Origin of the sequence: Paraburkholderia atlantica (assembly GCF_009362785.1) — a bacterium.
GTDB classification, from domain to species: domain Bacteria; phylum Pseudomonadota; class Gammaproteobacteria; order Burkholderiales; family Burkholderiaceae; genus Paraburkholderia; species Paraburkholderia atlantica.
This window is the reverse complement of the sequence record NZ_WHNQ01000033.1, coordinates 36,372-62,629: the sequence shown is the minus strand read 5'-3', so window position 1 is coordinate 62,629 and position 26,258 is coordinate 36,372. Positions and strand designations below refer to the sequence as shown.

The window sequence follows — 26,258 nt, the reverse complement described above, 5'->3', positions numbered from 1 at the left end:
GGCAGGTCCGGGAGTTCGTTGTGGTTGGATTCCAGCAGACCAGACATGATGCCACGGAAAAAAGCCGCCGCGACCGACGTCATCGCGCGGACCTCCTGAAGCGGCGTTCGATACGCGACTGGATCACTTCGAGCACCATCGACAGCAGCCAGTAGATCACCGACGCGCTGATCAGCATCTCCGTGTGACGAAATTCGCGCTGCCCTTCGGTGGTCGCGACAGGTCAGTTCCCACACGCCGACGACGGACACCAGCGAACTATCCTTCAGCATCGCGATGAACTGGTTGCCGGTCGGTGGAATGATCACGCGCAGCCGTTCGATGAAAGCTTCGCCAGTGCGCCAATTAGCGCGAGGACGAATGCGAGCGCAATCGAGATCGCCGAGATATAGAGCGTGGTGGTCGCGCCTTGCAGCATTCCGAAAGCGCATCAAGTCGCGGCGCGGGCCGCGCACGCGACCTGCTATCGGTGTTCGACGCGCGGCGGCGGCAAGCGGCGCAATCGCGCGCCCCGCCTCAACGTTTCGAGGCCGTCACCAGTTGCAGCGGCGTCTCGATCACCCTCGACAACTCGCGCTGCTTGCGCCGCTCGGTCACCGCCTTCAACGCGAAGTCGATGCCGAACACGGCCTGGCGGTCGGCGAACTGGTTCATCGTCGCGAGCACGCGGCCGTCGGCGAGCAGCGGCTTGATCGCCTCGATCGCGTTGTAGCCGGTGACGTAGACGCCGCCGCCGCGGCCCGCGTCGCGAATCGCGTCGACCGCGCCCATCGCCATGTTGTCATTGCCGCATAACAGCGCGCGAAGCTGCGGATGCTCGGCCAGCATCTTCGCGGCCACGTCGCGGCCCTTGCCGTACTCCCAGTTACCCGACTCGACCGCGACGACCCGCACGTTCGCGGCATCCATCGCGTCACGGCTGCCGGCCGTGCGCTGCTGCGCATTGCTGCTCACGGAAATGCCTTCGATGATGCCGACCTGATCGCCGGGCTTCAGCCGCGTGGCCAGATATTGGCCGACCTGCTTGGCGCCACTGCGATTGTTCGGCCCGACGAACGGCACCGAAATGCCGGCGGCCGCTTGCGCGGCGTCGTCGAGCGGGTTGTCGATCGTGATCGTGATGATGCCGGCCTTGATCGCGCGCGCGACCACCGGGATCAGCGCCTTCGAATCGGTCGGCGCGATCACGATCGCGTTCGTCTTCGTCCTGATCATCTCTTCGACCATGCGGATCTGCGCGGCGGTGTCGGTCTGCTTGGCCGTGCCGCGAATCGTCAGGCTGAATTGCGACGAGAAGTGCTGCTGGTAATTGCGTGCGGCGTCGACCATCGCGACCGTGAACGGGTCCGACATCGATTTGAGCACGAGCGCGATCTTCGGCTTCGTGCCGGGCGGTACCTGGCCACGGGCATCGGCCGCGAACCGCGCGACGCCGGTGAGACCGGTTGCGGCCAGCGCGCCTGCGAGCAGCACGCGGCGGCGCATGTTCTGCGTCATGGCTTGACTCCTTCGCGGACGTGCCGGTTGCGGACGTGTTGGTTGCGGCGGTGCTGATCGAACGACGCGACGCTCGCGGTGATTTCGTCGAACAACGGCCGGCTGTCGATGTCTTCGCTCAGACAACGCGTCTTCAACGCGGCGAGTTGCCCGGCGATGTCCGCTTGCGCGTCGCAACGCTCCAGCAGTTCTTCGAGCAGACAACCGTACGCCCTGACTTCGAGCCGCTGCAACGCGATAGCGAACTCGCGATCGCTGGCATCGAAAAATGACGCCGCGCCGAAATCGCCGAGCAGCGCGCGCCCCGTGCCGCCGTGCAGGATATTGTGCGCGTACAGATCGCCATGCATCACGCCACGCCGATGCAGATGACTTGCGACCTTCGCGATGCCGCTCGCGATACCGAGCACCGTCTCAAGGTCGAAGCGCGCGTCGTCACGATAGATATCGCGCGTGCACGATGCGAGGCTCGGCGGACCGGCCAGATTGGCGAAGCGTGGATCAATCAAGTCCATCACGAGACCATGCGTGTCCGACGGATGCCCGATCACCTTGCCGAGCACGGGGATCAGGTTCGCATGTTCGCCGCCGCGAATGCAAGCAGCCATTTCGCAGTCGGGCGAACCGTCGCTCGTCACAGCGCCCTTGAACAGCTTGATGGCGACCGCACGCGGCGCGAGTTCGTGGTCCGCGTGCAGCGCCGCGCGATAGATGACGCCCGATGCGCCCTCGCCCAACGGCCGTTCGAGCCGCAACGCATCCCAGCGAATGCCGCTGATCGGTGTGTCGATGAGCGCTGCCTGTTCGAGCGCCGCGTTGAACGGATTGCCCGCATACGCGAGCCACGCAAGCCGCGGCAGACGCAGCAACCAGCGCGGCAATGCGTCGAAACGATTAGCCGCGAGCCGCAGCAGTTCGAGCCGCGTGCATGCGGCCAGTTCCTCGGGCAGCGCGCGCAGCCGGTTTCCGGCGAGCATCAGCTTCTGCAGTTGCGCGCAGCGGCCGAGCTCCGCAGGCAAGCTTTCGATGTCGTTGTCGGTCAGAATCAGCCAACGCAACAGCGGCGGCAGCGCGCTCGCCGGCACCTCGCGGATGCGATTCGACTTGAAGCCGATCATGCTCAGATGCGCGCATTCCCCGAGCACGCCGGGCAGTTCGTTGAACGGGTTGTTGGACGCGAACAGGATGCGCAGTTTGCGCAGACGCGGCAGATCGTCGGGCAGCGTCGTCAGTGCATTGTTCGACAGGTCGAGCACTTCGAGCGTATCGGCGAGATCGAAAATCTCGCGCGGAAATTCGCTCAGGCCGCATGCGAGTTTGAGTTCGCGCGCGCCCGCCAGTTGCCCGGCCCGCAGTTGTTCTAAAGTCGTGGTCACAGTCGTGGGAAAGAAGATCGGGTAGCGCGCGCAGCGCGTCGTACCGAAGCTATCGATTTTACTGAGTCAAAGGCCATCCGGGGTTCTCTGCGGTACAGTGGCGTGATCGCCGCAATGGTCACGATCGTCGCGGCCATGTCGAATGCGGATGAGACAGCAATATCTGGAGGGCGTTCAGGCGACGCCAGCGGGACACTACCGAGTATCGGCGCAGCCTTCATACAGCCTTCCGCGTCCGGTCGTTCAAGCACTTCCGCCTCGCGAACCTTGCGCCTCCACCCTGTCAGGAGCCCGTGAAAGTGACGTACGCATACAAGTTGATCGATTCGCCGGTCGGTCAGTTGAAGCTCGTGGCGAAAGGCGAATGCCTTGCCGCGATTCTATGGGAACACGACAAGCCGAACCGCGTGCGACTCGGCGAAATGAGCGAAGCGAACGAGCTGGCGGTGCTCGTCGAAACCGAGCGGCAATTGCGCGAGTACTTCGCGGGCACGCGCCAGGCCTTCGATCTGCCGCTGGATTTTCACGGCACCGAGTTCCAGAAGCAGGTCTGGCGCGCGCTGCTGACCATTCCATTCGGCCAGACGCGCAGCTACTCCGAGATCGCACAGCAGATCGGCAACCTCAATGCAGTGCGCGCGGTGGGCGCGGCAAACGGCCGGAATCCGATTTCGATCGTCGCGCCGTGTCATCGCGTGATTGGCGCGTCGGGCGAGCTGACGGGGTTCGCAGGCGGCCTCGCCAACAAGATGCTGCTGCTTGCGCTGGAGGCGGGGCAGAGCTCGCTCGAAGCACCCGCGGATGACGCGCAACGCCCCGCGCCGGACGGAAAAGCGGTGCGACGCGCCAAGGACGATGCCCCCGCGAAACCAGCGCATCACCCGCCTGGCCGGGGAACGCAGGGTTCGCTGTTCGGTAGCTGAAGCAGCGCACATTCGGCACAACGCGCCACCCATCGGCCGTAATCGCCGATGCTTCGTCCGCGATCAACGCCATCGGCCGCGCATGCAACACCTATCCTTAAGATGCCCGTTGAGGTATCGAACAGGAGGATGACATGCGCATGCTTCTCAACATACAAATACCGAACGAACCGTTCGGCACACTCGTGCGCGACGGCCGAATCGGCGAGCTGATGCAAAAGATCCTCGAGGACATGAAGCCGGAGGCCATCTACTTCACCGAACAGCAGGGCAAACGCGGCGCGGTGGCGGTCGTCGATGTCGCCGATGCATCGGCGATTCCCGCGCTCGCCGAACCGTGGTTCCTGAAGCTCGACGCCGAGTGCGAGCTGCGCATCGCGATGCTGCCCGAGGATCTGATGAAAGCCGGCCTCGACGCGCTCGGCGACAAGTGGAAGTAGCGGCCCTCAGGAATGCCCGGCCGATAGCTGCAGCAGCATCGAAGCCGCGGCCGTCGCGGCGACCTGGCAGCCGAGCACGATATGCTCCTCGGCCGTGTCCTCGATGAAGTCGTGACTCACGCCGCCGATGCTCGGCACGAACATCATGCAGGCCGGCATGCAACGCGCGATCACCTGCGCGTCGTGCGCGGCACCGCTCGGCATGCGCAGCCACTGGCCCGGCGCGATCACTTCGGCGGCTCTCGCGATGTGCTCCGCGAGCGCGGCGTCCATGCTGACGGGCTCGATCGGCTCGTCGACCGTCTGCAATTCGACGCTCACCGCGTTGTGCGCGTTGAAGTCGCGCACCAGTTCCGCGAGCGCGTGGTCCATTGCCTGAAGCCGTGCGGGGTTCGCGTCGCGGAATTGCAGGTACATGTCGGCCGCGCCGGGTACGACGCTCATCGAGCCCGGATCGAGATCGATGCGGCCCACGGTCCAGACGGTGTCCGCATCGGCCAGTTGTGTGAACGCATCGTTCATCCGCGCGATGAATGCGACGAGCGCCGCGCCCGCGTCGCGGCGGATCGCCATTGGCGTCGTGCCCGCATGGTTGCGCTGACCCGTGAAGCGCAGGCGCGATTCGCGCAGCCCGACGATCGTCGTGACGACCCCGATCGATTTGCCGATCGCTTCGAGCCGTCCGCCCTGCTCGATATGCGGCTCCAGATACGCGACCTGGCGCCCTGCTTCGAAACGCGCACGCGGCCGGCCCGCGAGGCCCGCGGCGTCGAGCACGTCGGTGAGACGTTCGCCCTGCCGGTTGGTCGCGACGCGAATCGATTCGTCGACTGCCTCGCCGACGAAGCTGCGGCTACCGAGCAGGCCCGAGAACGTGCCCTCCTCGTCGATCCACGACGCGACGTCGACGGCGAGGTGCCGCGTCGCGTCGTTCTCCGCGAGCGCACGGGCGATTTCGAGCCCGTAGATCACGCCCATTGCGCCGTCGAGCCAGCCGCCGGTGGGCTGCGTGTCCGTGTGCGAACCGATCACGAGCGCGGGACCGCTATTGCGCGAGCGTCCGAACACGGTGCCCACGCCGTCGATACGCGCGTCGAGCCCCGCGTCCGTCATCCTGCCGACCAGCCATTCGCGTGCCGCCAGATCGACCGGCGACAGCGCGAGCCGGACCACGCCTGGGCCGGCCGCGCCAAATCCGCGCAACCGTTTGAGGTCGGCCATCAGCCGGTCCGGATCGATCTTTACCACGTTGTCATCTCCCTGAATTGATTGCGGATGCCGCCGCGCGAAAATCGCCCGGCGACATATCGTACGCACGTCTGAACGCGCGGTTGAAATCCGACGCGCTATTGAAGCCCCAGCCGTACGCGACGTCGATCACCGGCCTGCGCGGGTGGCGATACAGTTCGTCGGCCGCCTCGCGCAGGCGCCGGTTGCGAATATACGCGTGGAGCCCGCCCTCCGGCTCGAACAATCGATACAGCGTGGGCCGCGACAGCTGCGACATGGCCAGCACGCTGTCGACGGTCAGATCAGGTTGGCCGAGATTCGCGTCGATATAGCGGCGCGCCGCCGCGAACATCGCGGTGCGTGCCACCGCGCGCGCACTGCCGGTCAAGCCCGTCTCCTTGCCGAACGCCGCCGCCATCAACAGCCCGCAGGTGTGGAGCGCTTCCTGAGCCGCGGGCGCGTCCATCGTGGGCAACCTCCGGCATAGATCGTCCAGATGCGCGGGAATCAGCCGCGCAAGCGGCGTTTGATATTCGATCATGCGGCCATGTATCGACTCCGCTTCCGGCAGCACCGGATCGATCAGATGGCGCGGCAAAAACAGCGCGACCAGGCGGCACGGCCCCAGCGTCATCTGCATCGGCTGATTCATGTCGAGCGCGAGGACGCTCGGCCGCGTTTGCAGCGCGACGCGCTTCGGATAAAGGCCGGTGGTGGTTTCGAAGGTCCCTTCGACAGCTACATGAAACACGATCTGGCGCACGTTGTCGGTCGAAATGCGCGCAACCGAGCGCGTTTGCGCGACCGGATCGGTGCGGCAATCCGTGAAGGCCATGCCGCCGGCGCGATAGGTATCGATGCTGCCGCGAAAGCCGTCGGCGAGTTGCCGGCGCGAGATCGGCACGTCGAGAAAATGGCCGACGCGCTCCCGCCACATAGGCAATTGCCCGCGCGGCGCCATGGAGTAGGTGTCGAAGTGGGTGTAGTCGAAAGCCGCTGGCATTGCTGCGGCCGCGGTCGCGGTGCGGTTGGCTGCCTGATCGGTCGTCAAGGTCTCCCCGCCGGTTTTGTAGTGTGCGCGGCATGATAGCCGCGGTTGGCGAAAACGTCATGAGCCTGTTGCTTGTGCGTCGATGCCACGGCCGTCGAAGCTCATGCGCCTTCGCTCCGACCATGCCTGACAGGCATGAACACGAGCCTACAAAGTCTTTTTTCTTTGCGCAAGGCCTCGAGCCACCGCTCGAGCTCGCCTTCGTTGATGTCGGAGGCGCTCGCCCAGTCCCGCCCGGTGGCACCGGCCCCCTCAACATCGATACAGCATAAAAAATGGCCTCTAGACAGAGGCCATTTTATTTTTAACGAATCGCTTCGAAACGTAAATCGATTCAGATGAGAGCGCACCCAGCGGCTATCGTTTCGTCATCGCGGCTCGAAGCATTGCTGCCAACGTAATTAGCCCCGCCCCCAAAGGAGGTCCGTAGTCGTAAAAACGCAAGTGCCGCGCAAAGAAAATGGTGGAAGTCGAAATCACTATCAAAACTACAGCGGCAATAATGGAAAAAACCACCAGAAAATCTTTATTCACGATTGGCTCCTTGCGTCGAATTTTCCCGCTTCCGCATTCCGTCCCACAACCAGAAAGGTTCTGCTTTGACGCGACAAAAATTTGCATAGTACCCTCCGTACGCCAGCAACAGCCCTCCTGTCAACAGCAACTCCTGGAAGCCGGTGAACAGCTCGCGCGGATCGGGCGAAACGAAAAGGTTCAGGAAGACAATCGTGACGCTGATGCCAGCCATTATGATCAATGCGAGCGGCACCCCGATGTTTAGCAGCAGCATAGACCCAAGTACAACTTCCAGATACTTGACCATTTGGTAGAAGCCGACATCCGCCATAGCCCCTATGTAGGAGCCCACTTTTCCTGCGTGGCTGAAATCCGGAATGTATCTGAAAACCACGAAATTCAGACCGGAAGAGAGATAGTGGAAAGCGAAATATAGCCTCATCCACATGACCACGAACTTCCAAGGTGATTCATTTGCTATTTTCATCGCTTTTTATCCTTTTTGCGGATTAGAAATTCTGCCATCGGCCGTGGGGGTCCGGAGACCGTGATTTAAATGGCGCGTGCGATCTTGAAGTTAGTAACCAGTGTCTGCAGGCGTTCGGCTTCCGCATGAACGCCACGGGCAGCCGCTGCGGCCTCTTCGACCAAGGCTGCGTTGTGCTGGGTCACCGTATCGATTTCGCCGATCGCCTTGTTTATCTCCATGATGCCCCGGTGACCGTCATCGGATGCATGGGTGATCTCCTCCATCAAGGTCGATACGTGGGCGAACTCACTCACCACCTCGTTGATCTTGGACCCGGCATCGTTCACCAGCTGAGATCCCTGGTCGACGCGGGTGACCGAATTGCTGACCAATTCCTTGATTTCTTTGGCGGCCGATGCCGAACGTTGAGCCAGCGTGCGGACCTCTTGCGCAACGACGGCGAAGCCACGACCTTCGTTGCCAGCACGGGCGGCCTCAACCGCCGCGTTAAGGGCCAGGATATTGGTCTGAAAAGCGATACCCTCGATAGTCGCGATGATGTCGGCGACTTTCCTGGATTGATCGGCAATGCCTGTCATGGTGGTCACGACCACTTTCATGACCTCTCCACCGCCGTTTGCCAGATCGGACGTAGTCTGCGCGAGTTTGAGGCCCTGTCTGGCATTCGCCGCGTTGTTCTCAACGGTCGCCGTCAACTGCTGGATCGAAGCTACCGTCTGTTCGAGAGACGTCGCCTGTTCCTCAGTGCGCTGGCTCAGGTTCTCGTTACCTGCGGCGATTTCGGATGCGCCGGTCAATACGGCCTCGCTACCGGACCGGACCTGCATCACGATATCCACGAGACTCTCATTCATGCTGCGAAGCGCACGCATCAATTGGCCGAGTTCAGTATCCGAATGCACCCTGACCTGTGACGTCAAATCGCCCGACGCAACTGCCTCGGCAATTCTGACGGCGTCATTTAACGGGAAGACGATTGACGTGGCAACCGTGTTGCAGACATATATCGTCGCAATGATAGCGATACAGATCACGGTAAATGTCAGCATCAGAGCCATGTCATAGTCATGAATGGCCTTTTCCGCAGCTTGATCCGCCTGCTTCTGAATGAAGTCCATATGGGCGGTGAGCGTGTTCTCCGTGGACTTGAAAACAGTAAAGATCTTGGAGTTGGCAAGCGCCCGCTCGGTAGCAAAATCTGGATTATCAGACATTGCGAGCGTGTAGAGTTCCTTGTTGATCACCGCGTACTCGCCGATTGCTTTCTTATCGTTCTCGAAATACTGACGATCTTCGCCCGGCAACGCATTTTTCTCGTAGCGATTGACACCCTTTCTCAGCTGCTCCAAGGCTTGGGCCCGGATCGCAGCATTGGTATCTTTGGCTTGTTTGGAATCAGACAGGACCAGACCCAGCGTCGCGCGGCGGTCCGTACTGAGGGCCAGACGAAGATCAGCAATCGTTTTGATCGACTCCATCCAATTCTGTTTGATATCCAGTAGATGCGATTCAATCCGATGCGCCTGAAACAGCGCAAAACCCGCTGCACTGCATAGCAGGAGGATAACGATTGCGAAGCTAACAAACAGCCGGTTGCGTACCTTGAGATTGCGAAGAAGCATTAGCATGTTCTTTTGCCTACATTGATTGTATAACCTTTGATTTCGGCACAAACCCCCGGACTATGGATAGGGGGCAAGCATGATTGCGAAATCCGGCTTTGTGTGTTAGTGCCGGGCCCAAATGCGCCGGCCACGTTGTAGTGCGAAAGAGGGAGCGGTTTCGTTCACGCCGGTGCGCCCATGGCGCAGGAGAATCTTGGGCTCCCCGTCAGGGCGACGGCCGACACATCGGCTGGCCAATCCGTTGCGGAATTAACGAGTAAGCGCTTGAGCAACACAATGAAAATATCCGCTTCGTCCTCCGTTAGGAGGCTAATCAATTTCTTGTCGGTTGCCCCGAGAAACGCTGTAATTTTCGCGACCATTGCCACGCCGCTTCCCGTAAGCTGAACACACCAGCAGCGACAGTCGTCTGGATGCCGAGACCTCATGACAATTCCCGCGTCGATGAGGCGCGGAATGATTCTGGATAGCGACCCCATGTCGTAATTCAGCCGGCGGGCGAGTTGAACCTGCGTCATGAATTGCCGTCCAGCGAGGCTTGCGACGACCTTAGCCTGTGCAAATGAAATCCCAAGCGATGACTTCAGATGTCGATCAGCAGACTCGGAGATCGCCTTGTCGATTTCAACAAAACGAATTTGCCAATCCAAAGCTAGCGCTTCAGCCGCATGGCTTAGAGGTAGACCCTCCTCGCTCCTCATATCTGCTGCTCCTCAAATGTGATCGGAACCAGTAGGTCGTATGGGCCTATTCGTCCGAACACCTCCTCGTACTATGGGTGATCATCCGGTCCGACGCCGCTACTACCGCGTGCCCAGCGCACTAAATTGCTCCCAGCTTGCAGGTCCCGAATGTCGCCGACGTCGCTTGACTTCACTATCTAATTCTAAATTGTCTACTATCTGCGTGGTGATTTTTCTACTGCATTCCCGTGGCAACCACGGCAGCGATGACGGAAAACATGCTCATCGCTGCCGTTTCTCAACCAAGCATCAGAATCGATGCATCATGCCAAGCTGAAAAACTGACTGGATATTGCCGCTTGCCACGATGTTGCCGATTTCCGCGGCATATGCGCCATTGGTGCGTTGATATACGCCAGCCGCATAGAGCGAGGTGCGTCTCGACAACGTGTATGTCAACTGCAATGCGGCCTGGTTGATCGTCACGTTCTTCAGCAACTCGTTACCATTCTGGTAGGTGTAGGCGCCGCCGAGATTCCAGGCCGGTGAGAAGTCGTACCCGACGCCACCTGCTAGCGCATAAATCCTGGCACCCGTATGGGTGTTGCGCGCCTGGCTGTACATGCCCGAGACCGTGAAATGGGCGTACTTCGTCCTTGCGCCGGCGAGCAGGTTGGCGATGCCGCTATGTCCGTTATTGACCGGCGCGTAGTTCTGCTCAGTGTAAACAACGGCGGCACGTGTTTCCCCGTTCCTGTAGTTGATCGCGGCGCTCTTTCCGGCCCCGTTGTTGAAGTCCCCCGCCGTGCCGCCGAAGCTATACATCAAGCCAACCGACAGCCCCGCATATTCCTCAGAGACGACCTTGACGGCATTCGACATCCGTTTGCCGCCGACACGATCCCAGTTGATGGCCGCCAACCCAGTAATCTGGCCGTTCGTCGTGATAGGTGCGAACGGCCCGCCTGCAACGGCACCGGCAATCTGGGCTGGACCCGAAACCCCGAGCAGGTCGGCACCGAAGCTACCGGTACGGAAATTGAGCATACCGCCAGCGATGCCCGTTGCCGGATCGATACCGCCGAGCAGGTAATAATCAAAGGCGAAGTCGTTCTGCCGCCCGAGGCGGAAGCTGCCAATTCCTGCTTGACTGAGTCCGACCCAAGACGAGTTCTCGAACATCGCGCCGCGCGACTGCGGATCAAGAGCCCCTGTGCTCAGGCTGATCATCGAGTCGAGGCTGAAGTTGGCGCGCAGGCCGCCCCCCATGTCCTCGCTCCCGCGGAAGAAAAACTTGGTGGGAAAAATGGCGGAATCCTGCATTTGAAACAAACGTGACCCATGTGAATCACGATAGGTAGCGACACCCTCGTCAAGGAATCCTCCAAGCATGACGCTACTTTGCGCATGCGCGGCCGTAATGCTCATGCAAACTGATGCACATGCCAACGGTACCGTGGCCCATCGGTGTTTCCTCCCGGCCCCCTGGTGATTCATACATTCTCCTGATTGTTATATGTGATCTCTGAACCTGACTGCTGGTGAGTTTGAAAACACGACTACCTGAATTTGTTTCGCTGGTCGGTTGTCCTCCTGAAGTCGTGCAGCATCCGATGCGGGCGTCGGGATCCCTGTTGGACACCCGAAGCAACTCGTGAATCGTGCGAGCCGTGGCTGGCGCCAGTCGTCCGGAGGCACCGGCCGAATCGAGAAGGAAGCCGATCTCGGCCTGGCGGACGACCGAGCCCACTACGTTGGCGATCAAGCTGCTGTGTTCATGCCGGCTTCGATGACTTGCCCTATCTGGCATTCAAACGTTGCGAAGGCGTTGGCGAAAGACTGGCAGCCCGGTCTCGCCCACCTTGCCAGCCGCCCTTCGCGAACTTCTCCTCCAGCGGTATCGGGCCGGCGAATCGATTGGTCAGATCGGGCGCTGCCTCACTGCGATACATTTGCGGTGAACTGCCGGGCCGCTCAAATCTTGGCGCGGGCCGCGCTAGCAATACCCCACCAAATTCGAGCTGCGCGACAAACCACAACCGGATTCGCACTACACCCCGGTACCATCGCGTCGTGATTAGAATTCGTTATCATCAGTCAAAATAGTATTTACGACAGCCTACAATGTCAACGAACCATGCTCCGGTAAAAACCCTGGGCTTATCAGAGCGCCTCTATTGAGTCGAGCGTTATCAATTCGCAAGACCGGCGACCGCAGCGCGGCGGCCAAGTTCTTCTCGTGCTGGTACGCGTTTGCCCTAGTACAATGGTAGTCTTTTTTGCATACAAAATCGCGACCATCGCATCTTTTTAACCCAGCACAAAGGAGACGCTACTTGAACACGAATCGAAAAATCTTCGTTGGTGCGGCACTCGCTTTCGCCACAGTCGCCGGTATCACGATGTCGAGTCGTGGGTTCGCGGCACAGACGGCACCCGCCAAGGCCTCGGTCGCCAAAGCATCGGTGAAGTCGGCCCCGGTCAAGCTGATCGCCGCCGGGCCGAACCAGAATTCGGACATGGTTGCCCGCGCACTGGCGCCGGCATTGAGCAAGGCGCTGGGTACCGACGTCGTCGTCGAAAACCAGGTGGATGCAGCTGCGGTGTCGGCTGCAAAAGCAGCGCCGGCTGACGGGCTGACGCTTCTCGTCGGCGATACCGACCAGGTGGACGCCGCCCGCCAGGATTTGACTCCCGTGGCACAAGTCACCGGTCACGCGGGCCTCGTTTTGGTAGCCGGCAACGGCGCCGGTTTGAGCGGCACCGACATCAAGGACTACGCCGATCTGATCAGCCGTCTGAAGGACAATCCGAACTGCTATATGTTTGGATCGACAGGCACCACGTCGCGTGAATACCTGGCGATGGTGGCGTTCCAGAAGCGTGCGGGCGTCAAATTGATTCATACCGCCTACAAGAGCGACGCTGAACAGACTCAGGCGCTCTTGAGCGGCAAGGTGCAAATGATTGAGATTCCGTACGAAATGGCGGTGCCACAGATCAAGGCCGGCAAGATGCGTGCGTTAGCGGTCCTGGGCTCGCGCCGTATTCCCGAGATTCAGAACGTTCCCGCACTCGGCGAAATGTTCCCAGGCTTCGATTTCGCGTCGCACACGGGCGTGTTGGCGCCGAAGGATCTGCCGGCGCCGGTCCGCGATAAGATCGCGGATGCTGTGAAGACCGCAGTGCAGGACCCGAACGTCCAGAAAGCGCTGAACGTCAACGGTCAACAGGCTGCCTATCTCGCATCCGCTGACTATGCGAAGATTATCGCCACTGACCACGACAAGCTGAGCCAGCCCGCAAAGTAACGTTGTTCGTTGCGTCGGTAACGACAGGAACTCGATGTTCTGAAAAGGCATCGAGTTTTTTTCTTCTGTCGCTCATCAATCGCTTGTGGCAGCTTGAGGGTACCGCAGCCAGCAGTTACGCGTTAGCTTTGCGATCTAAGGTGTGATTTTATTTTATTGATCGCACGCCCACCGGTATGATGCTCATTCTCGAATTCGGTAAGGCCGCCCTTCTCACGGTACTCGCAACTACGCTCGTGGAATGTCGACGCCGTCGTGGTCATGCAGCCTGCGTGGCGCTCTATTCGACGTCAAATTCGAACTTTACTCCCTCGCTGACTCTGCTGCGCTTCATCTCGCGGCATCTCCTGCAGTTCGGCTGCTTGATCGGCCACGCGCCGGTCGTAAAATTCTGCATCGAAAGCACCGAAGTGATCCGCCAGGTCTCGACCGTAGTCACTTGGGCCCGGATGTGTGTTTGCGTGGGACTTAAAGGAATAGCTCATATCGTTTATCGCAATTTAGCCAGTCGAGCGAATGCCATGATCGACGGGCAAGTTAGTGCAACGGCGGCTCAGATTCACTCGCTACAACGTTACTTTCCGTTTTATCTATCGCAGCTCCTGGCCTTCCTCCTTGGGAAGACCGGCGAATGCCACGACAGACAGCAGCGTAAAGGTCCCGACGACGAAAAAAGTCATCGGGAAGTCATCGATTACCAGATGATCTGCGCCGTGCCCATGAACCTGCGCTGTGATCGTCAGGCATGACGCGCAGACTGCGACACCAAAGCTGATCGACGTTTGCTGCATCATCGTCGAAAGTGCCGTGGCCTTACTCATCAGGGTCTTGGGAATGCCAGAATAGCCGACCGTATTCATGGTTATCATCGCCAGAGAGTTAACGATACCCGCAACGAAAAGCACGAAGCACATAAGACCAATCGACGTGGTTGGTCTGAACAATCCATAGCAAGCGAATGTCGCGCCGGTCATCGCGGCGCCCAGCATCATGATCGGCCTGAATCCGAACTTCCTGATTGCACGATCCATGATGGGACGTACACCGAATGCGCCGACAGAGAGCCAGGCGCTCATCAAGCCAGATTGAACGGGCGTTAATCCCAAACCGACCTGCAAGAGCAGCGGTACAAAGATTGGAGCCGAGCCCACCGCGAGTCTCAGTGGCATGCCGCCAATCGTCGTGATGCTAAAAGCTTTATATCCAAAAATCTTGAGAGGGATAATGACATCGAGACGTCCACGGCTATAAAGTCCGTATGCGATCATTGCCAGCACTCCAATGACCGTGATTCCGATCGTTACGTTCACTGGGACGAAATTACGACCGACGGTTTCCAGACCACACACGATGCCGGAAAGCCCTATCGCCATCAGGATGAATCCCGTCATGTCGAACCGCTCAGATTTCTCCGGGCGCGAATCCGGCACAAACTTTAACGACAGCAGGATGCCCAACACACCGAATGGAATGTTGAGCAGAAAGATCCATCGCCAGGATCCCATCGTGACGATCAGTCCTCCGAGAAGCGGCCCAATCACACGCCCAATGGTACCTGGAACGGTAAACCAAACCATCGCGGCCACCAGCTGCGCTGCCGGAATACTTCGCAGCAGAATCAGCCGCCCTACCGGCACCATCATGGCGCCGCCCAGACCTTGCAAGACCCGGAATAGAACGATTTGAGTGATCGAAGTGGCCACGCCGCATAGCGCGGATGCCAGCGAGAAGATGGCAACTGCCGAACAGAAAACGCGCCGCGTTCCGAACCTGTCGGTGAGCCACCCGCTTGCCGGCAGGAATAGTGCGAGGCTCAACAGATACGCGGTAATCGCGAAGTTCAGATGAAGTATCTCGACATCCAGGGAAGTTGCAATCGACTGGAGAGCCGTGCCCAATATCGAGGTATCGAGACTCTGCAAGAACATCGGCACCGCGACGATCATCGGAATCAGTCGCGTACGCCTGGATGCAGATCGAGACTCCGAAGTGCGGTCTCGCACTTCCCCGACAGTTAAGTTTTTCTCAATCACCGGATTGGCTAGCGCTTTGCGATTTCACGTCGATAGATGTCGACAATCGTGGGATCGTAGTTGAGGAAGAATTGCTGTCTGACGGGCTCCGTCAGGCTGACCAGTTTTGCAATCTCGTCGGTGGTGAAGGTATAAACCGTCATTCCGTGACGCTCGAGCTCAGCACGATTGGTTTTCACCTGTTCTCGAATAAGGTCGCGCTCAAAGCGCCCAGCTTCTAGCGCAGCGTGTTGTAAAACGCTTCGATCCTGAACCGTCAACTTCTGCCAGACCGCCGAATTGGCAACCACTGCAATTGCGCTGTATGAGTGATTCGTGACCGAGACGGCCGATTGAACATCATAAAGGTGGCCGGCAAGGATTTGTGAATAGAAGTTATCTTCTGCAACGATACGTCCACTCTTTAACGCTCCGTATAGTTCGGCATACGGGAGTCCGACGACGTCAGCGCCCAAGACTTTAAACGTCTCCACAAACGCGGGTTCCGGGATCACACGAACCGGCCGGTTCGCCAGGTCCAGCGCGTGCCGGAACGGCTGGCCCGACGTCGTGATCTGTCGGAAGCCGTTCTCCCACCAGGCGAGACCCGTCAGGCCGTGACCCTCGAGGCGCGACAACAGAGCTCGTCCGAACGGACCATCGAGCAGCGCGTGTGCCTGACGTTCGCCGCGGACAACAAACGGCAGATCCATGATTTCGAATTCGGATTCGAGATGACGCAGTGCAGGCGTCACCAGCAGCATCAAATCCGGCGCGCCTGGGCCTCCTGCCTGCAATGTCTTGATCTGCTCACCCGGCGAACCCGGAACTGTATCCGCGCTCACGCTCACCACCAGACGACCGTGCGAGTCCCGGTTCACGATATCTGCGAACCTGGCCATGCCGCGCATTGTCGGCTGGTCCGGCGACATATGCGATCGATACTCTACGATCGTGAGCGTTTGAACGGGCTGCCCATGCCCCACCAACGGCTGCACGATCAACAGCATGCCAAATACCGCACCCCTGATATCGCTACAAACCCGGCTCAATGACCAACCCGATTTAAGACTTGAAAATCTTTTCGTCATGTTTTCGGAAATATCGCCAAATACTTAAACAAAAAAAGCTACGTTACCGAAGCAACGTAGCCAAATCCCTCACTTCACATCCGAAGTCAGATCAAATCAACAGTGTCCGATTTGAAAATTCTGGGCAACTTCTTCCAGTCGCTGATGCGGCCGATCGTCGTTTTGAACGTCATCATCGGCAGGTAATACTTGATGTACCAAACCATCAGGATCAGGTTCATATACAGGCAACCGACGCCCATGTACGGCGTGAACATCTTGTCAAAGCGATGGTTCAATATGATCGCGTTGTACCAAACGACGAACGACACCGGCAGAAGCATAAGCAGGCCAACCGGGACGAAGATACCGAGAATGAGCGAGAGGCCACCCAGAATTTCGCACGTCTTTACGATATGGAAAAATTGCGTGTGAACCATCGTGACCAGCAGCTCATTCGACGCGGGTAGCGTGCCGAACGGTTGCGGGAAGATCGGCGACATGCCGAGAGCCGTGCGCCAGTAGCTGGTACCGCTGACGACCATCCAGCCGCCGAGATACAGCCGGCAGAACGTCAGGATGACTTTGCCGATGAGTTGCGGCATCGTTTTGCGATCATCGTTGTCCATAGTGTGCTTTCATCCTTTGCTGTTTAGTTCGCAGCCTGCACCGGCGCAGCCTTCTGTTGCGTAATGCGATCATGGCGAATGATCCAGCCAGATCCGCTGATCTCATAGACATCGACGACGTCTTGCGCCGGTTGGCCGCGGGTGGCGCCGATGGTCTGATAAACCGCGACGTCCATGCCTTGGACGATGACCTTCTTCACTTGGTGGGGAATGGGTTCGCCATCCTGATGATCGATCGTGTTCGGCGCGTTATCGACAGCCTTTTCCGAAAAGTAAGTTTTGTACGCCTCGGCGCCCTTGCCCTCCGTATACGCCAGGTCCATGAACTCCTGAACGATGTCATGCGGCAGTTTTCCGGTGCCTGCATGCCAGTGCCAACGCGGATCCGAATGCAGACCGTAAGCGATCTGCGCGATGAACAGGAAGCCCACGATTGCCGTGACCACGCGTCCGGTCATACTGTCCATCCACACGTTGATGCGTGTGGCGATACACCCCGAGGAGAGAACTCCTTGGTTATTCGACATCCTGCCTCCTTGAAAGCATTGTGAAGAGTGAAACGCTTCGGCTTGAGATGGTTCGGTCCGGCGTTTTTGTATTTAATTTAGCCTACTGAATCGTATAGGCCGACAGGTCGTATGTAAACGTCGGGGTTTCCCTATTTCCGTTGTCGGCGGATAGGTGCTATTCCTTCGCGCGGAATGTAATCCGCGCGAAGCGAAGGCGCTGGGCCGGCGGCAAGGCGGGTTTAGGCGCTGACGGATGCGCCAGCACTGAGTCGGTCAGAGACGAGGAACCCGTAGGCCGGGATACTTAACCCCGCATGGTGGCGGAAGCCTTTGCCATCCTAGGCCGCCCGCAATGCCCCAGTCCTCGCCCCGAAGGGTAGACAGGAATATTCAATTCGTGAGCGAACACGATCCGCCACCGGCATTGGCCCTTGCGGCGCCCGATGCCGGATGATTGGCGTGTTGCGGTTACGTTACTACTGGGGCATCTGGCCAGCTGGAGTGCCGGCAGCCGCACGCCATTGCGCGACTATCGCGCCTGCGCGGATCGCGCTACCGGGGTAGTCGAACCAGTCGTCGGACTGATCGTAGCCCGCCTTCCGCCATTCGATCAGATCGGCGCGCACTTTGGCTCGTGTGAGCGGCACCGTCGAATCGTACGGTTGGGCCAGCGCCGCAACCGGCGCGAAGCAGCACGCCGCGGCAAGGACGCCGAGCGCTATACGCGGAAGGGGGTTCATGGCAAGGCCTTTCTTATCGGGGTTATCGCTAAAAGTATAGGCGCTGTCTTGACAAACGAAAGGCAAATCGAAACATATTCACTTCTCGCGTAATGCACAGACAAGGGACGAGAAATATGGTCCCGCAGGCGGCCGACAAACGGATCACTAATTGCGCATCGTTCGGCCCTGTCCCGGGTCAGCGGAGGAATTTCGAGCACACGGCCACCGCCAGAGCGAAGCGTTCGATAGATCGCGCAGCATCGAGGCGCGCCGCAATTGTCGATAGAATGCGCGCCGGAAGCCTCTGGCTGCGAGCGCCTTCTGTTCCGCCGAAAAAATGTTCGCCCCGCGGCCATTCACAACGCCGGCTTAAGACGCCTTGAACCAGTTGCGCAGCGGTTGCCTCGACATGTCCAATTTGCGCGCCATGGCTCCCATGCGTGGCAGCAGGTAAGTCGATTAACCAATGGTGTTTTATTTTATTTTGGAGAATCGATCCACACCATCGCTCTTTCCTTTGCAATCCCAAGCAATGACCACAAGGGAAAAGAACGGGCATCAGATGTCATCTAGGGAATACCCTCGAACACAACATTTTTGAAATTCCCTATCAGCCATATTCAACATAGTATATTCTTTTGCATTCGCACTGTTGTGCATCGCTTCGCTCGTGTGCAACGTCGGCCACTCTACGAATTAACACCACATGTAGGAGACACTGGAATTGCGTAAACTGCTCGTTAGCTGCGCCGTTGCGGCAGCAATCGCGCCTGTGATGGCACAGGCACAGACCAGCGTGACGCTGTATGGCGTTGCCGATGCGTTCGTCGGCTACTTCGGAAACTCCGAAGGCCAACACGTCGTCAGCATGAACAGCGGCGGCGCCGGTGGGTCCCGTTGGGGCATTCGCGCGAAGGAAGACCTTGGCGGCGGTTTGTCAGCCATCGCCGTGCTCGAAAGCGGCTTCAACATCAACAACGGTACGTCCGGCCAGAGTGGCCGTTTGTTCGGTCGTCGCGCCTACGTTGGCATCGACAGTCGCGACTTCGGCCAGATCATTGCGGGTCGCCTGCAAACGGCCGGCTACGAGTGGGGCGGCACCTTCGATCCGATGCTGCTGGCTGCAGCGTCGCCGCTCGGCTCGATCGGTGGCGAGGAACCGCGTCCATGGATTTTCAACATGCTGCAGGATCCGGCTCGCCAAGATAATACGATCCAGTACTCGTCGCCGACGTGGCATGGTCTGAACGGCACGGCGGCCTATTCGTGGGGCAACAATCAAGGTCTGCAGAACGCGACCCACTACCAACTCGCGACGCTCACCTACGCCAACGGCCCGTTGCTCACGAGCTACGGCTTCGGCCACAGCCTGCAACCGTCAGCGAGCATTGCACGCAACACGTACGAACACGTGCTGGGTGTCAGATACGACCTCAGCTTTGTAGCGCTCTACGGTTCGTACCAGGTGCGTCTGAACGATCCGGGCCGTACCGATAAGGGCTGGCAAGCCGGTGTCACGATTCCGACCAGCCCGTTCGGCACCATTCGCGCTTCTTACGGCGGACTGAGCGACCAGAACATTACCTATCTCGGCACAACCGGTCCGCAAACGGGTAACTGGGCGATTCGCTCGGCTGCTATCGGTTATACGTATCAACTCTCGAAGGCGACGATGCTGTACGGCTTCTTCAAGAAGCTCTGGAACAGCGGCATCGCTCACCAGACGATCTACCCGCCCGGTGGTCTCCCTGCCCCGACTGGCAACCACGCCAACGTCACGGCAATCGGTCTGGGTCTGGCAACGCGCTTCTAAGCCTACCTATCGTGAAGAAGAGCCCGCCTCGTGCGGGCTTTTTTATTCATAGTCCTCTGCATATCAAAACGTCGATGGTCTCCGTGTTCATAGGCTCCCGCCCATCGATCAATCCCTGCATACTCTCTTCTCGGTCGAGTCGGTCCAATGTGGTCATCATCCTCTTCTCGAGCTGAGCCTTCTCGCCCCCCTGAAAGCGGGTGCAATCCAGCCGAGAATGACAGGTGCCTCTGCGTCAGTCTAACCAGACTCCGGGCCTCTGTCTCAGGACTTTTGGATGCACTCGGGAACAAAGCGAGATCGGTATAAGTGTCGATGCTCCATCGTTCGACAGTTCAGACACGAAGAGCCTATGACTCGGATCGTGCGTAAATGGCACCCTACGCCACCAGCAGATTGCTCATGCTGAACCCCAAATCAGATGAAAACTCCAAGCCCGTATGCAAGCAAAAAGTCCGGAGAGAGAATTCTCCCCGGACTTTCTTGAATCTACAACTGCGGTGGCCGAAGCCTTATGCTTCGCCCTTGATCTTGTCGCGCACGAGCACGAAGATGAAGAGCAGCCAGGAGACGCCGAGGCCGAAGTAGTCGAAATTACGTAGCGGACGGTATTCCGTCCAGCCCCAACCCGTCGAGCCGTCGACGGCCGCCAGCGTCAGGACGATACAGATGGCGATTGCGATCCAGGTATTCTTTTTCATCGCGTGTGCTCCTTAAGCCAATTCTTTTTGCCGCTGTTCGAAGCCGGCCACATTTTGCTGCTGTTCGACGGCGGGTACACCCACGAGGCTCCCACCTTTGCCCTTCAGGCTGAAACCCTTCCAGCCGTCCCACAACCACATCGGGTTGAGCGTCGGACGGAAGCAAACCGCCATGTAGCCGCTGTACGCGAGGAGCAGGATGCCGTTCATCAAGAGTTCTTGCGGACCCGAGAACAATTGACGTGGCGTCGCCGAGATGAAAGTGTTCAGCCAGAAAATCGTGACCGTCGTCGGCATCTCGAGAATCAGCGTCAGGAACACGAAACGGTTCATCAGCAGCAATGCGCCGTAAACCGCTTCCATGTACTTAACCCAGTGATACATACCGATCGCATCGGCTCCCGCCACATACTGGCCGGCGAGACCTGGAATCATTGGCACATAGCCGTCGATTACGAATCGGATACCTGAGAAGAAAAGGTGAGCGCCAAAATACAGACGCAACCACGTGATGACATACTTCCACGGGGAAGAATTTGCGCTTTTCATGGGAGGGGCATTTCCGTAAAGGTTCTTGCAGAACAACGTTGAAATATGGTGCCGCACAAATTGCAATACGACAGGATATCTCGAAGGTGATGGGATTTTCCCCATCACCTAAGAGCCGTTTTATACGATGCCTTTACGGCGATCGCGAATCAGTACAGTAATGACGCAGATCCACGGAATTGCGAGGCCAAACATGTCACGCGCACGCAGAGGACGGTATTCGGTGTAACCCAATCCGGTCGATCCGAAGAAGACCCAGCACGTCATGACAAGACAAACGGCGAGACCGATATAAAGGTTCCGGTTGCTCTTCATCGCAGTTCTCCCGATTCGACGATGCCCCTTCGCATTTCAGGTGTCTTCTTCAACTTGAGAGACTCTTTCCAGACATCGACCTTAAACCCCTCCCACAATGCCAGAGGCGTGAGTTTTGGCTTAAATACCGAAGCCATGTAACCACTGTAGGCCAAAATCAATAGACCATTCATCAGCAGTTGATTCGGGCCGGAGAACAATTGGCGCGGAGCCGCAACGATGAAGGTATTAATCCAGAAAATCGAAACCGAAGTCGGAAACTCGAAAATCGCCGCAAGCAGCACGAAACGGTTGCTCAGCATCAGGATACCGAGCACGCATTCCATATACTTGACTACCGGAAACATGTGAATCGCATCCAGCGCTTGCACGTATGCACCTGCAGTGCCCGGAATGAATGGAACCCACCCGGTGGAGATATAACGGAAGCCCGACCACAGCAAATCGGCGCCGAAATAAATCCGGAGCCAAAGGACAGCGTACTTCCACGGCGGCGAATTGATACCTTGCATCAGATGTCTCCGTTGTTGGTTTCTGTTTTCGCAACGCGGCGGAATCGAGTCAGCCGCTGAGTGCCCGTTTACGCCTGGACGACGCGATGGGCGGCGCCCGGCGTGATGATCTTGTTCAGGAGCTTTTCATCGACCTCGAATCCGAAGCCAGGGCCTTCGCTTGGGTATGCGCGACCCTGAGCAAACCGCTGACCGCCGATTGCCAGATCTTCGCCTGCCGGAATCTCGTCGCTGTTGAATACCGAATGCACCGCGAGAGGCCCCATACTTTCGCTCATGAACTGGCAGGCCCAATGATCCGAGACCATCAAATGCGTGCTCGGGCCCGACTCGATACCGCCGCCAATCAAGGTGGAGCAGAACACGGGGATATCGTAGATCCGACATGCGGCCAGGAATCGTTGCGCCTTGAGCAGACCGCCGACTTTTTGAATCTTCAGAATCACGCCGTCAGCCGAGCGGCGTTCGGCGATTTCGCGCAGGTCGCCCAGTTCCTGCGCGCCCTCGTCTGCGTAAATCGGCGTGTTCACGCGCTCGCGGAGTTTGGACATGCTGTCGCGGTATTGATGCGCCAGCGGCTGCTCCATGAAAGCGAGGTTGTATTGGTCCAGACGACGCACCGTTTTCAGGGCCTGCTCGTAATTCCACGACCCATTCGCGTCGAGCGTGATCATCGCGTCCGGGCCGAGGGCCTTACGCACTTCACGGGCCGTCGCCACATCGTTGTCGAATGTGTGACGTCCAACCTTGAGTTTGAAGGCCGAGAAACCTGCCTCCCGAACCTGGACTGCTGCCTCAGCCACTTTTTCCGGATCGCCGGCTGATAGAACCCAACCCAAGGGAACTGACTCGCGTGTACGGCCGCCCAGAAGATCGTAAACCGGGCGACCGAGTGCTTTACCCTTCAGGTCATGCAACGCGCAATCGACGAGCGCTTTCGCCTGATTGTTGTCGCGTGCGAGCTGATCCATCATGCCGACGATTTTTTCGATATTGCACGGATCTTCACCGAGCAGTATTCGCGGCGCGAAAATATCGGAAATCATTGCCGTCATCGAGGCCTGACTTTCGCCGCGATACCACGACGAAGTGTCGCCGGATTCAGCGACGCCCACCAAACCGTTATCGGCGTAAATACGCACCACGAGCGTATTCAGACAGGTAATCGTGACGTTCGGAAGCTTCAGGGGCTTCTTAAGCGGCATCGAAACCGGAACGCACTCAACGCGGGTAATTTTCACTGGATTGAACCTATATGAACTCGAGAGATGAGTGCCCACATCGGACACTCCCGAAGCGGATATCAGCTATTCGCCGCCGCACGACGCAGCGCACCACAGACACGGATCAACAGAATGACTGCCAGTGCAACCGAGATCACATAGCAAACGACGAAGGAAGCGCCGAGTGCATTCGGCCCCGAGAACAGTTTGGCAACGAGCGCGACCACCGTGGGCCCGAGTGCCAGGCCGAGCAGGTTGGTGATCAGGTAGTAGACCGCCGTCAGTTTGCCCATCATGTTGCCCGGCGTGAAGTTGGCCATCGTCGCGCCGCCAGCTACCGCAAACATCGAGAACATGAACGTCTGCACGAAATAAGCGATCAACCCGACATTCATCGAGTGAATCAGCGGGAAGCACGCAGTAACGATTGCAGCGATTGCCGTCGTAACGGCCGCCACGCGAACCGGTGCGTCGATCATGCCGCGTTCACGCAGCCAGTCGGCGATACGGCCCAGGATCAACAGGCCCGCTGGCGACGCCAACAGTGCCACGCCGCCCAACGCCTTACCGATCTCCGGACGCGGGACATTCAGCGTGCGCGCGATAATTTCCGGGAGCCAGGCCATCTGCGAACCAACCGCAATGCCATACAAGCAGATCGCAATCCAGAGTTGAACGTAGACGGCCTTGTTGGTCCACGCGAAACAAAGCGCTTCACGATACGTGACCCCACCGCCTGCGTTGACGTCGCGGCGTGCCGGTTCACGTACGAGCCACAGAAGCACGGCGAACGGAATGCCGATAAGACCCGGCACCAGCAACACGAAATGCCATGGTTTGAGCCCGCCGACCAGCGGCAGGCCCGCAAATGCACCTGCCGATGCCGCTTTCAGAAGAAAACCGCCGAGCCCGAGAGCCAGACCGGTACCGAGAAGCGGCCCGATGTTATAGATCCCGAACGCGAGGCTGCGGCGTTGCGGCGGAAAAGCATCGCGAATCATCGACGCGGCGCCAGGCGACAGAGCGGACTCACCAACACCGAGACCCACACGCGTCAGGAACAACTGGACGTACGTCTGACTAAGACCGCACAAAACCTGAACAGCGGACCATGCCATGATCGCGCCACCGAGCAGGCGCCGGCGCTCGTACTTATCGACCAGCGCGCCCATGGGGACGCCAAGCACGCTGTACAGAAGCATGAATGAGAGCCCGAGAAGCCAACTGACTTCGAGATCGGAAATTCCGAGGTCTTCCTTGATCGGGCCGACGACGAGGGAAATCGCACCCCGGTCGATGAAGGAGATCACGTATGTCGCCGTCAAAATGACGAGCATCCACCATGCTCCCTTCGACGTTTTCGAATCCGAAGCGGCTTCGACGGGTGCGAACGTCGCCCGCACCTCTGCGGTCTCACTCATTGTTTTCTGTCTCCTGGTTTAGTTATACGTGTAGTCAATCAGCGAATCTTCCGATCCTCGCTATCGGAAAGTGCCGTCTTCGCCGCTGTCATGCCGGATACGATGAACTCCGCAATATCGCCCATCGAGTTGTAGAACGGACCCCACAAAGATCCACACTCCCCAACTGCATAGAGACCGGGAATCGGCTTGTCCTGATGATCGAGAACACGTTGCCCCGCATCATGTTTCGGTCCGCCGTGGGTATTGAGGTAAGTCGGCAGCATGGGTCCGATCGCGTAGTACGGCCCCTCGTCGTTGAGCGGCACCAGGAACGTCTCGCGTCCGAACTCGGGATCGGCATTCAGACGGCACTGCTCGTTATAGCGCTCGACCGTCTCACGCAGTGCCTGGGGATCGAGGTGACCCGACTTGGTCACGCCCGGGATTTCCGGCCACTGGCACTTCAATGCCAGCTCTTCGAGCGTATCGGCCTTGATGATCAGACCTTCTTCGAGTTCCTTGAGATTGTCCTGGCTCCACGGCGGCACGCGCGAGTTCAGCGTGGTCATCGCCGCACCACCGGCCCGAACCTTTTCGTCGAAGACGTGGAATGCCGGCACGTTGGTGAATTCCGGAATGCCCGGCGTCGTCGCTAGCCACGTGTCGCGATTCGCCAACCCGTGTTGAACGACCGACGTGTCGACCGTCTCGTTGTGGAAGCGCTTCGCCTGCCGGTTCACCCACAGCAGACTGCCGCCGTCCTTGAAGGCGCCCGACTTGTAACCGAAGCCTGCAACCTTGTTAAGGTCATAGGTGACGTAAACGTAGCCTTCCTTAGTCTTGATGCCCATGTTCAGCGGGCCGGCCACGGCGTTCATGTGCCACAGCTGGGCACCGACTTCCTGCGCCATGCGGATGCCGTCGCCGGTCAGATTCGGGCTTCCCAGGAAATAGATCGGGCATGCGGTGAGGAACTGCTTACACATGGCCTCGTTCGCTTCGAAACCACCGCTGGCGAGCACCGTCGCCTTGCGACCGCGAATCGTGATCGTCGTACCATCTTCGCGTTCGGCTTCGACGCCGAGAATTGCGCGCGTCACCGGATGCTGGATCAGACGCGTGACTCGCGTGCTGTACTTGACACGAGCACCCGCCTTCTCTGCTTGAGCCGAGATCGCGTTATAGAGACCTGCACCGCCCGGTGCGGCCACCACGCTCATGCCCTTGATGCTCTCGGCACCCGGCGCGCCCGCGAACTCGGGGAAGAAACCCGGGGCCGAGAACGGCTGCGGGTTGTCTTTGAGCGGCAATTCCAGTTTGTGCTGGAACGCAGGTATGTCTTTGAGACTTGCAACGAAATGACGAAGAACGCTCTCTTCGGTCTGACCTGCACACAACCAGTTCAGATACTTGAAAGACTCTTCTTCATCGACGGAGGTCATGATCAGACCACCCGCCACACAGACCGAGTTACCGCCACCCTGCGCACCCTTTTCGAGGATGAGCACGTCAGCGCCCTGCTCGGCGGCAGCAAACGCGAACGTTGCACCCGCACCACCATAGCCGACCACAACCATATCGGCATGTTCATCCCATCGGGGCTCGGTCCAGTTCACTTCCATCTTTTCGTTATCCATCGTGTCTCTAAACATACCTGC

The 26,258-nt window shown here is 58.7% G+C and carries 25 protein-coding genes; 4 read left to right on the top strand and 21 right to left on the bottom strand.

Translation table 11 applies throughout. The annotated features are described in order from the left end of the window. Window positions 1-516: 516 nt before the first annotated feature. Window positions 517-1,497: a substrate-binding domain-containing protein gene (locus GCT19_RS32340; RefSeq protein ID WP_018434852.1), complete on the bottom strand. Its 981-nt coding sequence runs from the start codon at window positions 1,495-1,497 to the stop codon at window positions 517-519. Next, window positions 1,494-2,873, bottom strand: coding sequence for a leucine-rich repeat-containing protein kinase family protein (locus GCT19_RS32335; RefSeq protein WP_321576904.1), 1,380 nt, complete (start codon window positions 2,871-2,873; stop codon window positions 1,494-1,496). Before GCT19_RS32335 ends, GCT19_RS32340 begins: the two co-directional genes overlap by 4 nt. A gap of 299 nt (window positions 2,874-3,172) precedes the next feature. Between GCT19_RS32335 and GCT19_RS32330 the strand changes: the two genes are divergently transcribed. Further along, on the top strand, window positions 3,173-3,796 hold the full coding sequence (locus tag GCT19_RS32330; protein WP_026228563.1) for a methylated-DNA--[protein]-cysteine S-methyltransferase: 624 nt from the start codon (window positions 3,173-3,175) through the stop codon (window positions 3,794-3,796). A gap of 134 nt (window positions 3,797-3,930) precedes the next feature. Continuing rightward, the gene (locus tag GCT19_RS32325; protein WP_013092429.1) at window positions 3,931-4,236 is read left to right on the top strand and encodes a hypothetical protein; all 306 of its coding nucleotides are present in this window, start codon (window positions 3,931-3,933) and stop codon (window positions 4,234-4,236) included. Between the two features lie 6 nt (window positions 4,237-4,242). Here GCT19_RS32325 and GCT19_RS32320 read toward each other — a convergent pair whose 3' ends face one another. The 7 genes from GCT19_RS32320 to GCT19_RS32295 all read right to left on the bottom strand — a co-directional run bounded on the left by GCT19_RS32320 (window position 4,243) and on the right by GCT19_RS32295 (window position 11,259). Next, window positions 4,243-5,484 carry a Zn-dependent hydrolase gene (locus GCT19_RS32320; protein ID WP_321576903.1) on the bottom strand — a complete coding sequence of 414 codons (1,242 nt, stop codon included), beginning with the start codon at window positions 5,482-5,484 and terminating at the stop codon, window positions 4,243-4,245. A gap of 4 nt (window positions 5,485-5,488) precedes the next feature. Further along, window positions 5,489-6,517 (bottom strand): helix-turn-helix domain-containing protein, encoded by a 1,029-nt coding sequence (locus tag GCT19_RS32315; protein WP_152854184.1) that lies wholly within the window; start codon window positions 6,515-6,517, stop codon window positions 5,489-5,491. A 357-nt stretch (window positions 6,518-6,874) separates the two neighbouring features. Beyond that, on the bottom strand, window positions 6,875-7,051 hold the full coding sequence (locus GCT19_RS42955; RefSeq protein ID WP_157646362.1) for a hypothetical protein: 177 nt from the start codon (window positions 7,049-7,051) through the stop codon (window positions 6,875-6,877). Then, window positions 7,044-7,520 (bottom strand): hypothetical protein, encoded by a 477-nt coding sequence (locus tag GCT19_RS32310; RefSeq protein ID WP_152854183.1) that lies wholly within the window; start codon window positions 7,518-7,520, stop codon window positions 7,044-7,046. The genes GCT19_RS42955 and GCT19_RS32310 overlap by 8 nt, the downstream gene beginning before the upstream one ends. Before the next feature lie 65 nt (window positions 7,521-7,585). Beyond that, the gene (locus GCT19_RS32305) at window positions 7,586-9,151 is read right to left on the bottom strand and encodes a methyl-accepting chemotaxis protein (RefSeq protein ID WP_152854182.1); all 1,566 of its coding nucleotides are present in this window, start codon (window positions 9,149-9,151) and stop codon (window positions 7,586-7,588) included. 158 nt (window positions 9,152-9,309) lie between these two features. Then, window positions 9,310-9,849 carry a MarR family winged helix-turn-helix transcriptional regulator gene (locus GCT19_RS32300; protein WP_152854181.1) on the bottom strand — a complete coding sequence of 180 codons (540 nt, stop codon included), beginning with the start codon at window positions 9,847-9,849 and terminating at the stop codon, window positions 9,310-9,312. 291 nt (window positions 9,850-10,140) lie between these two features. Next, the gene (locus tag GCT19_RS32295) at window positions 10,141-11,259 is read right to left on the bottom strand and encodes a porin (protein ID WP_227717667.1); all 1,119 of its coding nucleotides are present in this window, start codon (window positions 11,257-11,259) and stop codon (window positions 10,141-10,143) included. Between the two features lie 908 nt (window positions 11,260-12,167). On the opposite strand from GCT19_RS32295, the gene GCT19_RS32290 reads away from it, so the two are divergent. Further along, window positions 12,168-13,142 (top strand): Bug family tripartite tricarboxylate transporter substrate binding protein, encoded by a 975-nt coding sequence (locus GCT19_RS32290; RefSeq protein ID WP_152854180.1) that lies wholly within the window; start codon window positions 12,168-12,170, stop codon window positions 13,140-13,142. Window positions 13,143-13,432: 290 nt separating this feature from the next. On the opposite strand, the gene GCT19_RS32285 is transcribed toward GCT19_RS32290, so the two are convergent. The 6 genes from GCT19_RS32285 to GCT19_RS32260 form a co-directional block, all read right to left on the bottom strand. Then, the gene (locus GCT19_RS32285) at window positions 13,433-13,627 is read right to left on the bottom strand and encodes a hypothetical protein (RefSeq protein ID WP_152854179.1); all 195 of its coding nucleotides are present in this window, start codon (window positions 13,625-13,627) and stop codon (window positions 13,433-13,435) included. A gap of 105 nt (window positions 13,628-13,732) precedes the next feature. Beyond that, window positions 13,733-15,088: a DHA2 family efflux MFS transporter permease subunit gene (locus GCT19_RS32280; RefSeq protein WP_152854178.1), complete on the bottom strand. Its 1,356-nt coding sequence runs from the start codon at window positions 15,086-15,088 to the stop codon at window positions 13,733-13,735. A gap of 95 nt (window positions 15,089-15,183) precedes the next feature. After that, window positions 15,184-16,164: a TRAP transporter substrate-binding protein gene (locus GCT19_RS32275; RefSeq protein ID WP_152854177.1), complete on the bottom strand. Its 981-nt coding sequence runs from the start codon at window positions 16,162-16,164 to the stop codon at window positions 15,184-15,186. Between the two features lie 167 nt (window positions 16,165-16,331). Further along, entirely contained in the window at window positions 16,332-16,853 is a 522-nt protein-coding gene (locus tag GCT19_RS32270) for a DoxX family membrane protein (protein ID WP_013092439.1), read from the bottom strand. Window positions 16,854-16,876: 23 nt separating this feature from the next. Further along, complete coding sequence (locus GCT19_RS32265) at window positions 16,877-17,380, bottom strand: hypothetical protein (protein ID WP_152854176.1); 504 nt, start codon at window positions 17,378-17,380, stop codon at window positions 16,877-16,879. A gap of 458 nt (window positions 17,381-17,838) precedes the next feature. Then, a complete protein-coding gene (locus GCT19_RS32260; protein WP_152854175.1) occupies window positions 17,839-18,102 on the bottom strand; it encodes a DUF4148 domain-containing protein in 264 nt (87 codons plus the stop codon). A gap of 706 nt (window positions 18,103-18,808) precedes the next feature. On the opposite strand from GCT19_RS32260, the gene GCT19_RS32250 reads away from it, so the two are divergent. After that, window positions 18,809-19,897: a porin gene (locus GCT19_RS32250; protein WP_035490981.1), complete on the top strand. Its 1,089-nt coding sequence runs from the start codon at window positions 18,809-18,811 to the stop codon at window positions 19,895-19,897. A 512-nt stretch (window positions 19,898-20,409) separates the two neighbouring features. Here the strand turns inward: GCT19_RS32250 and GCT19_RS32245 are convergent. The 6 genes from GCT19_RS32245 to GCT19_RS32215 all read right to left on the bottom strand — a co-directional run bounded on the left by GCT19_RS32245 (window position 20,410) and on the right by GCT19_RS32215 (window position 26,237). After that, window positions 20,410-20,598, bottom strand: a complete 189-nt coding sequence (locus GCT19_RS32245; protein ID WP_013092444.1) for a hypothetical protein — start codon at window positions 20,596-20,598, stop codon at window positions 20,410-20,412. 12 nt (window positions 20,599-20,610) lie between these two features. Next, window positions 20,611-21,147: a hypothetical protein gene (locus tag GCT19_RS32240; RefSeq protein ID WP_026228566.1), complete on the bottom strand. Its 537-nt coding sequence runs from the start codon at window positions 21,145-21,147 to the stop codon at window positions 20,611-20,613. Window positions 21,148-21,458: 311 nt separating this feature from the next. Continuing rightward, window positions 21,459-21,974 (bottom strand): hypothetical protein, encoded by a 516-nt coding sequence (locus tag GCT19_RS32230; RefSeq protein ID WP_152854173.1) that lies wholly within the window; start codon window positions 21,972-21,974, stop codon window positions 21,459-21,461. A gap of 68 nt (window positions 21,975-22,042) precedes the next feature. Beyond that, the gene (locus tag GCT19_RS32225) at window positions 22,043-23,215 is read right to left on the bottom strand and encodes a mandelate racemase/muconate lactonizing enzyme family protein (RefSeq protein WP_026228567.1); all 1,173 of its coding nucleotides are present in this window, start codon (window positions 23,213-23,215) and stop codon (window positions 22,043-22,045) included. A gap of 62 nt (window positions 23,216-23,277) precedes the next feature. Next, window positions 23,278-24,618, bottom strand: coding sequence for an MFS transporter (locus GCT19_RS32220; protein WP_018434871.1), 1,341 nt, complete (start codon window positions 24,616-24,618; stop codon window positions 23,278-23,280). 38 nt (window positions 24,619-24,656) lie between these two features. Beyond that, window positions 24,657-26,237: an FAD-dependent oxidoreductase gene (locus GCT19_RS32215; RefSeq protein ID WP_227749382.1), complete on the bottom strand. Its 1,581-nt coding sequence runs from the start codon at window positions 26,235-26,237 to the stop codon at window positions 24,657-24,659. Window positions 26,238-26,258 lie beyond the last annotated feature (21 nt).

Bases quoted from the DNA above. Each gene is read 5' to 3' on its own strand.
- GCT19_RS32300 (WP_152854181.1), bottom strand. From the start codon at position 9,849: ATGAGGAGCGAGGAGGGTCTACCTCTAAGCCATGCGGCTGAAGCGCTA.
- GCT19_RS32260 (WP_152854175.1), bottom strand. From the start codon at position 18,102: ATGAACCCCCTTCCGCGTATAGCGCTCGGCGTCCTTGCCGCGGCGTGC.
- GCT19_RS32285 (WP_152854179.1), bottom strand. From the start codon at position 13,627: ATGAGCTATTCCTTTAAGTCCCACGCAAACACACATCCGGGCCCAAGT.
- GCT19_RS32270 (WP_013092439.1), bottom strand. From the start codon at position 16,853: ATGGACAACGATGATCGCAAAACGATGCCGCAACTCATCGGCAAAGTC.
- GCT19_RS32305 (WP_152854182.1), bottom strand. From the start codon at position 9,151: ATGCTAATGCTTCTTCGCAATCTCAAGGTACGCAACCGGCTGTTTGTT.
- GCT19_RS32230 (WP_152854173.1), bottom strand. From the start codon at position 21,974: ATGCAAGGTATCAATTCGCCGCCGTGGAAGTACGCTGTCCTTTGGCTC.
- GCT19_RS32310 (WP_152854183.1), bottom strand. From the start codon at position 7,520: ATGAAAATAGCAAATGAATCACCTTGGAAGTTCGTGGTCATGTGGATG.
- GCT19_RS32245 (WP_013092444.1), bottom strand. From the start codon at position 20,598: ATGAAAAAGAATACCTGGATCGCAATCGCCATCTGTATCGTCCTGACG.
- GCT19_RS32265 (WP_152854176.1), bottom strand. From the start codon at position 17,380: ATGTCGAATAACCAAGGAGTTCTCTCCTCGGGGTGTATCGCCACACGC.
- GCT19_RS32325 (WP_013092429.1), top strand. From the start codon at position 3,931: ATGCGCATGCTTCTCAACATACAAATACCGAACGAACCGTTCGGCACA.
- GCT19_RS32220 (WP_018434871.1), bottom strand. From the start codon at position 24,618: ATGAGTGAGACCGCAGAGGTGCGGGCGACGTTCGCACCCGTCGAAGCC.
- GCT19_RS32240 (WP_026228566.1), bottom strand. From the start codon at position 21,147: ATGAAAAGCGCAAATTCTTCCCCGTGGAAGTATGTCATCACGTGGTTG.
- GCT19_RS32340 (WP_018434852.1), bottom strand. From the start codon at position 1,497: ATGACGCAGAACATGCGCCGCCGCGTGCTGCTCGCAGGCGCGCTGGCC.
- GCT19_RS32295 (WP_227717667.1), bottom strand. From the start codon at position 11,259: ATGAGCATTACGGCCGCGCATGCGCAAAGTAGCGTCATGCTTGGAGGA.
- GCT19_RS32275 (WP_152854177.1), bottom strand. From the start codon at position 16,164: ATGCTGTTGATCGTGCAGCCGTTGGTGGGGCATGGGCAGCCCGTTCAA.
- GCT19_RS32215 (WP_227749382.1), bottom strand. From the start codon at position 26,237: ATGGATAACGAAAAGATGGAAGTGAACTGGACCGAGCCCCGATGGGAT.
- GCT19_RS32280 (WP_152854178.1), bottom strand. From the start codon at position 15,088: ATGATCGTCGCGGTGCCGATGTTCTTGCAGAGTCTCGATACCTCGATA.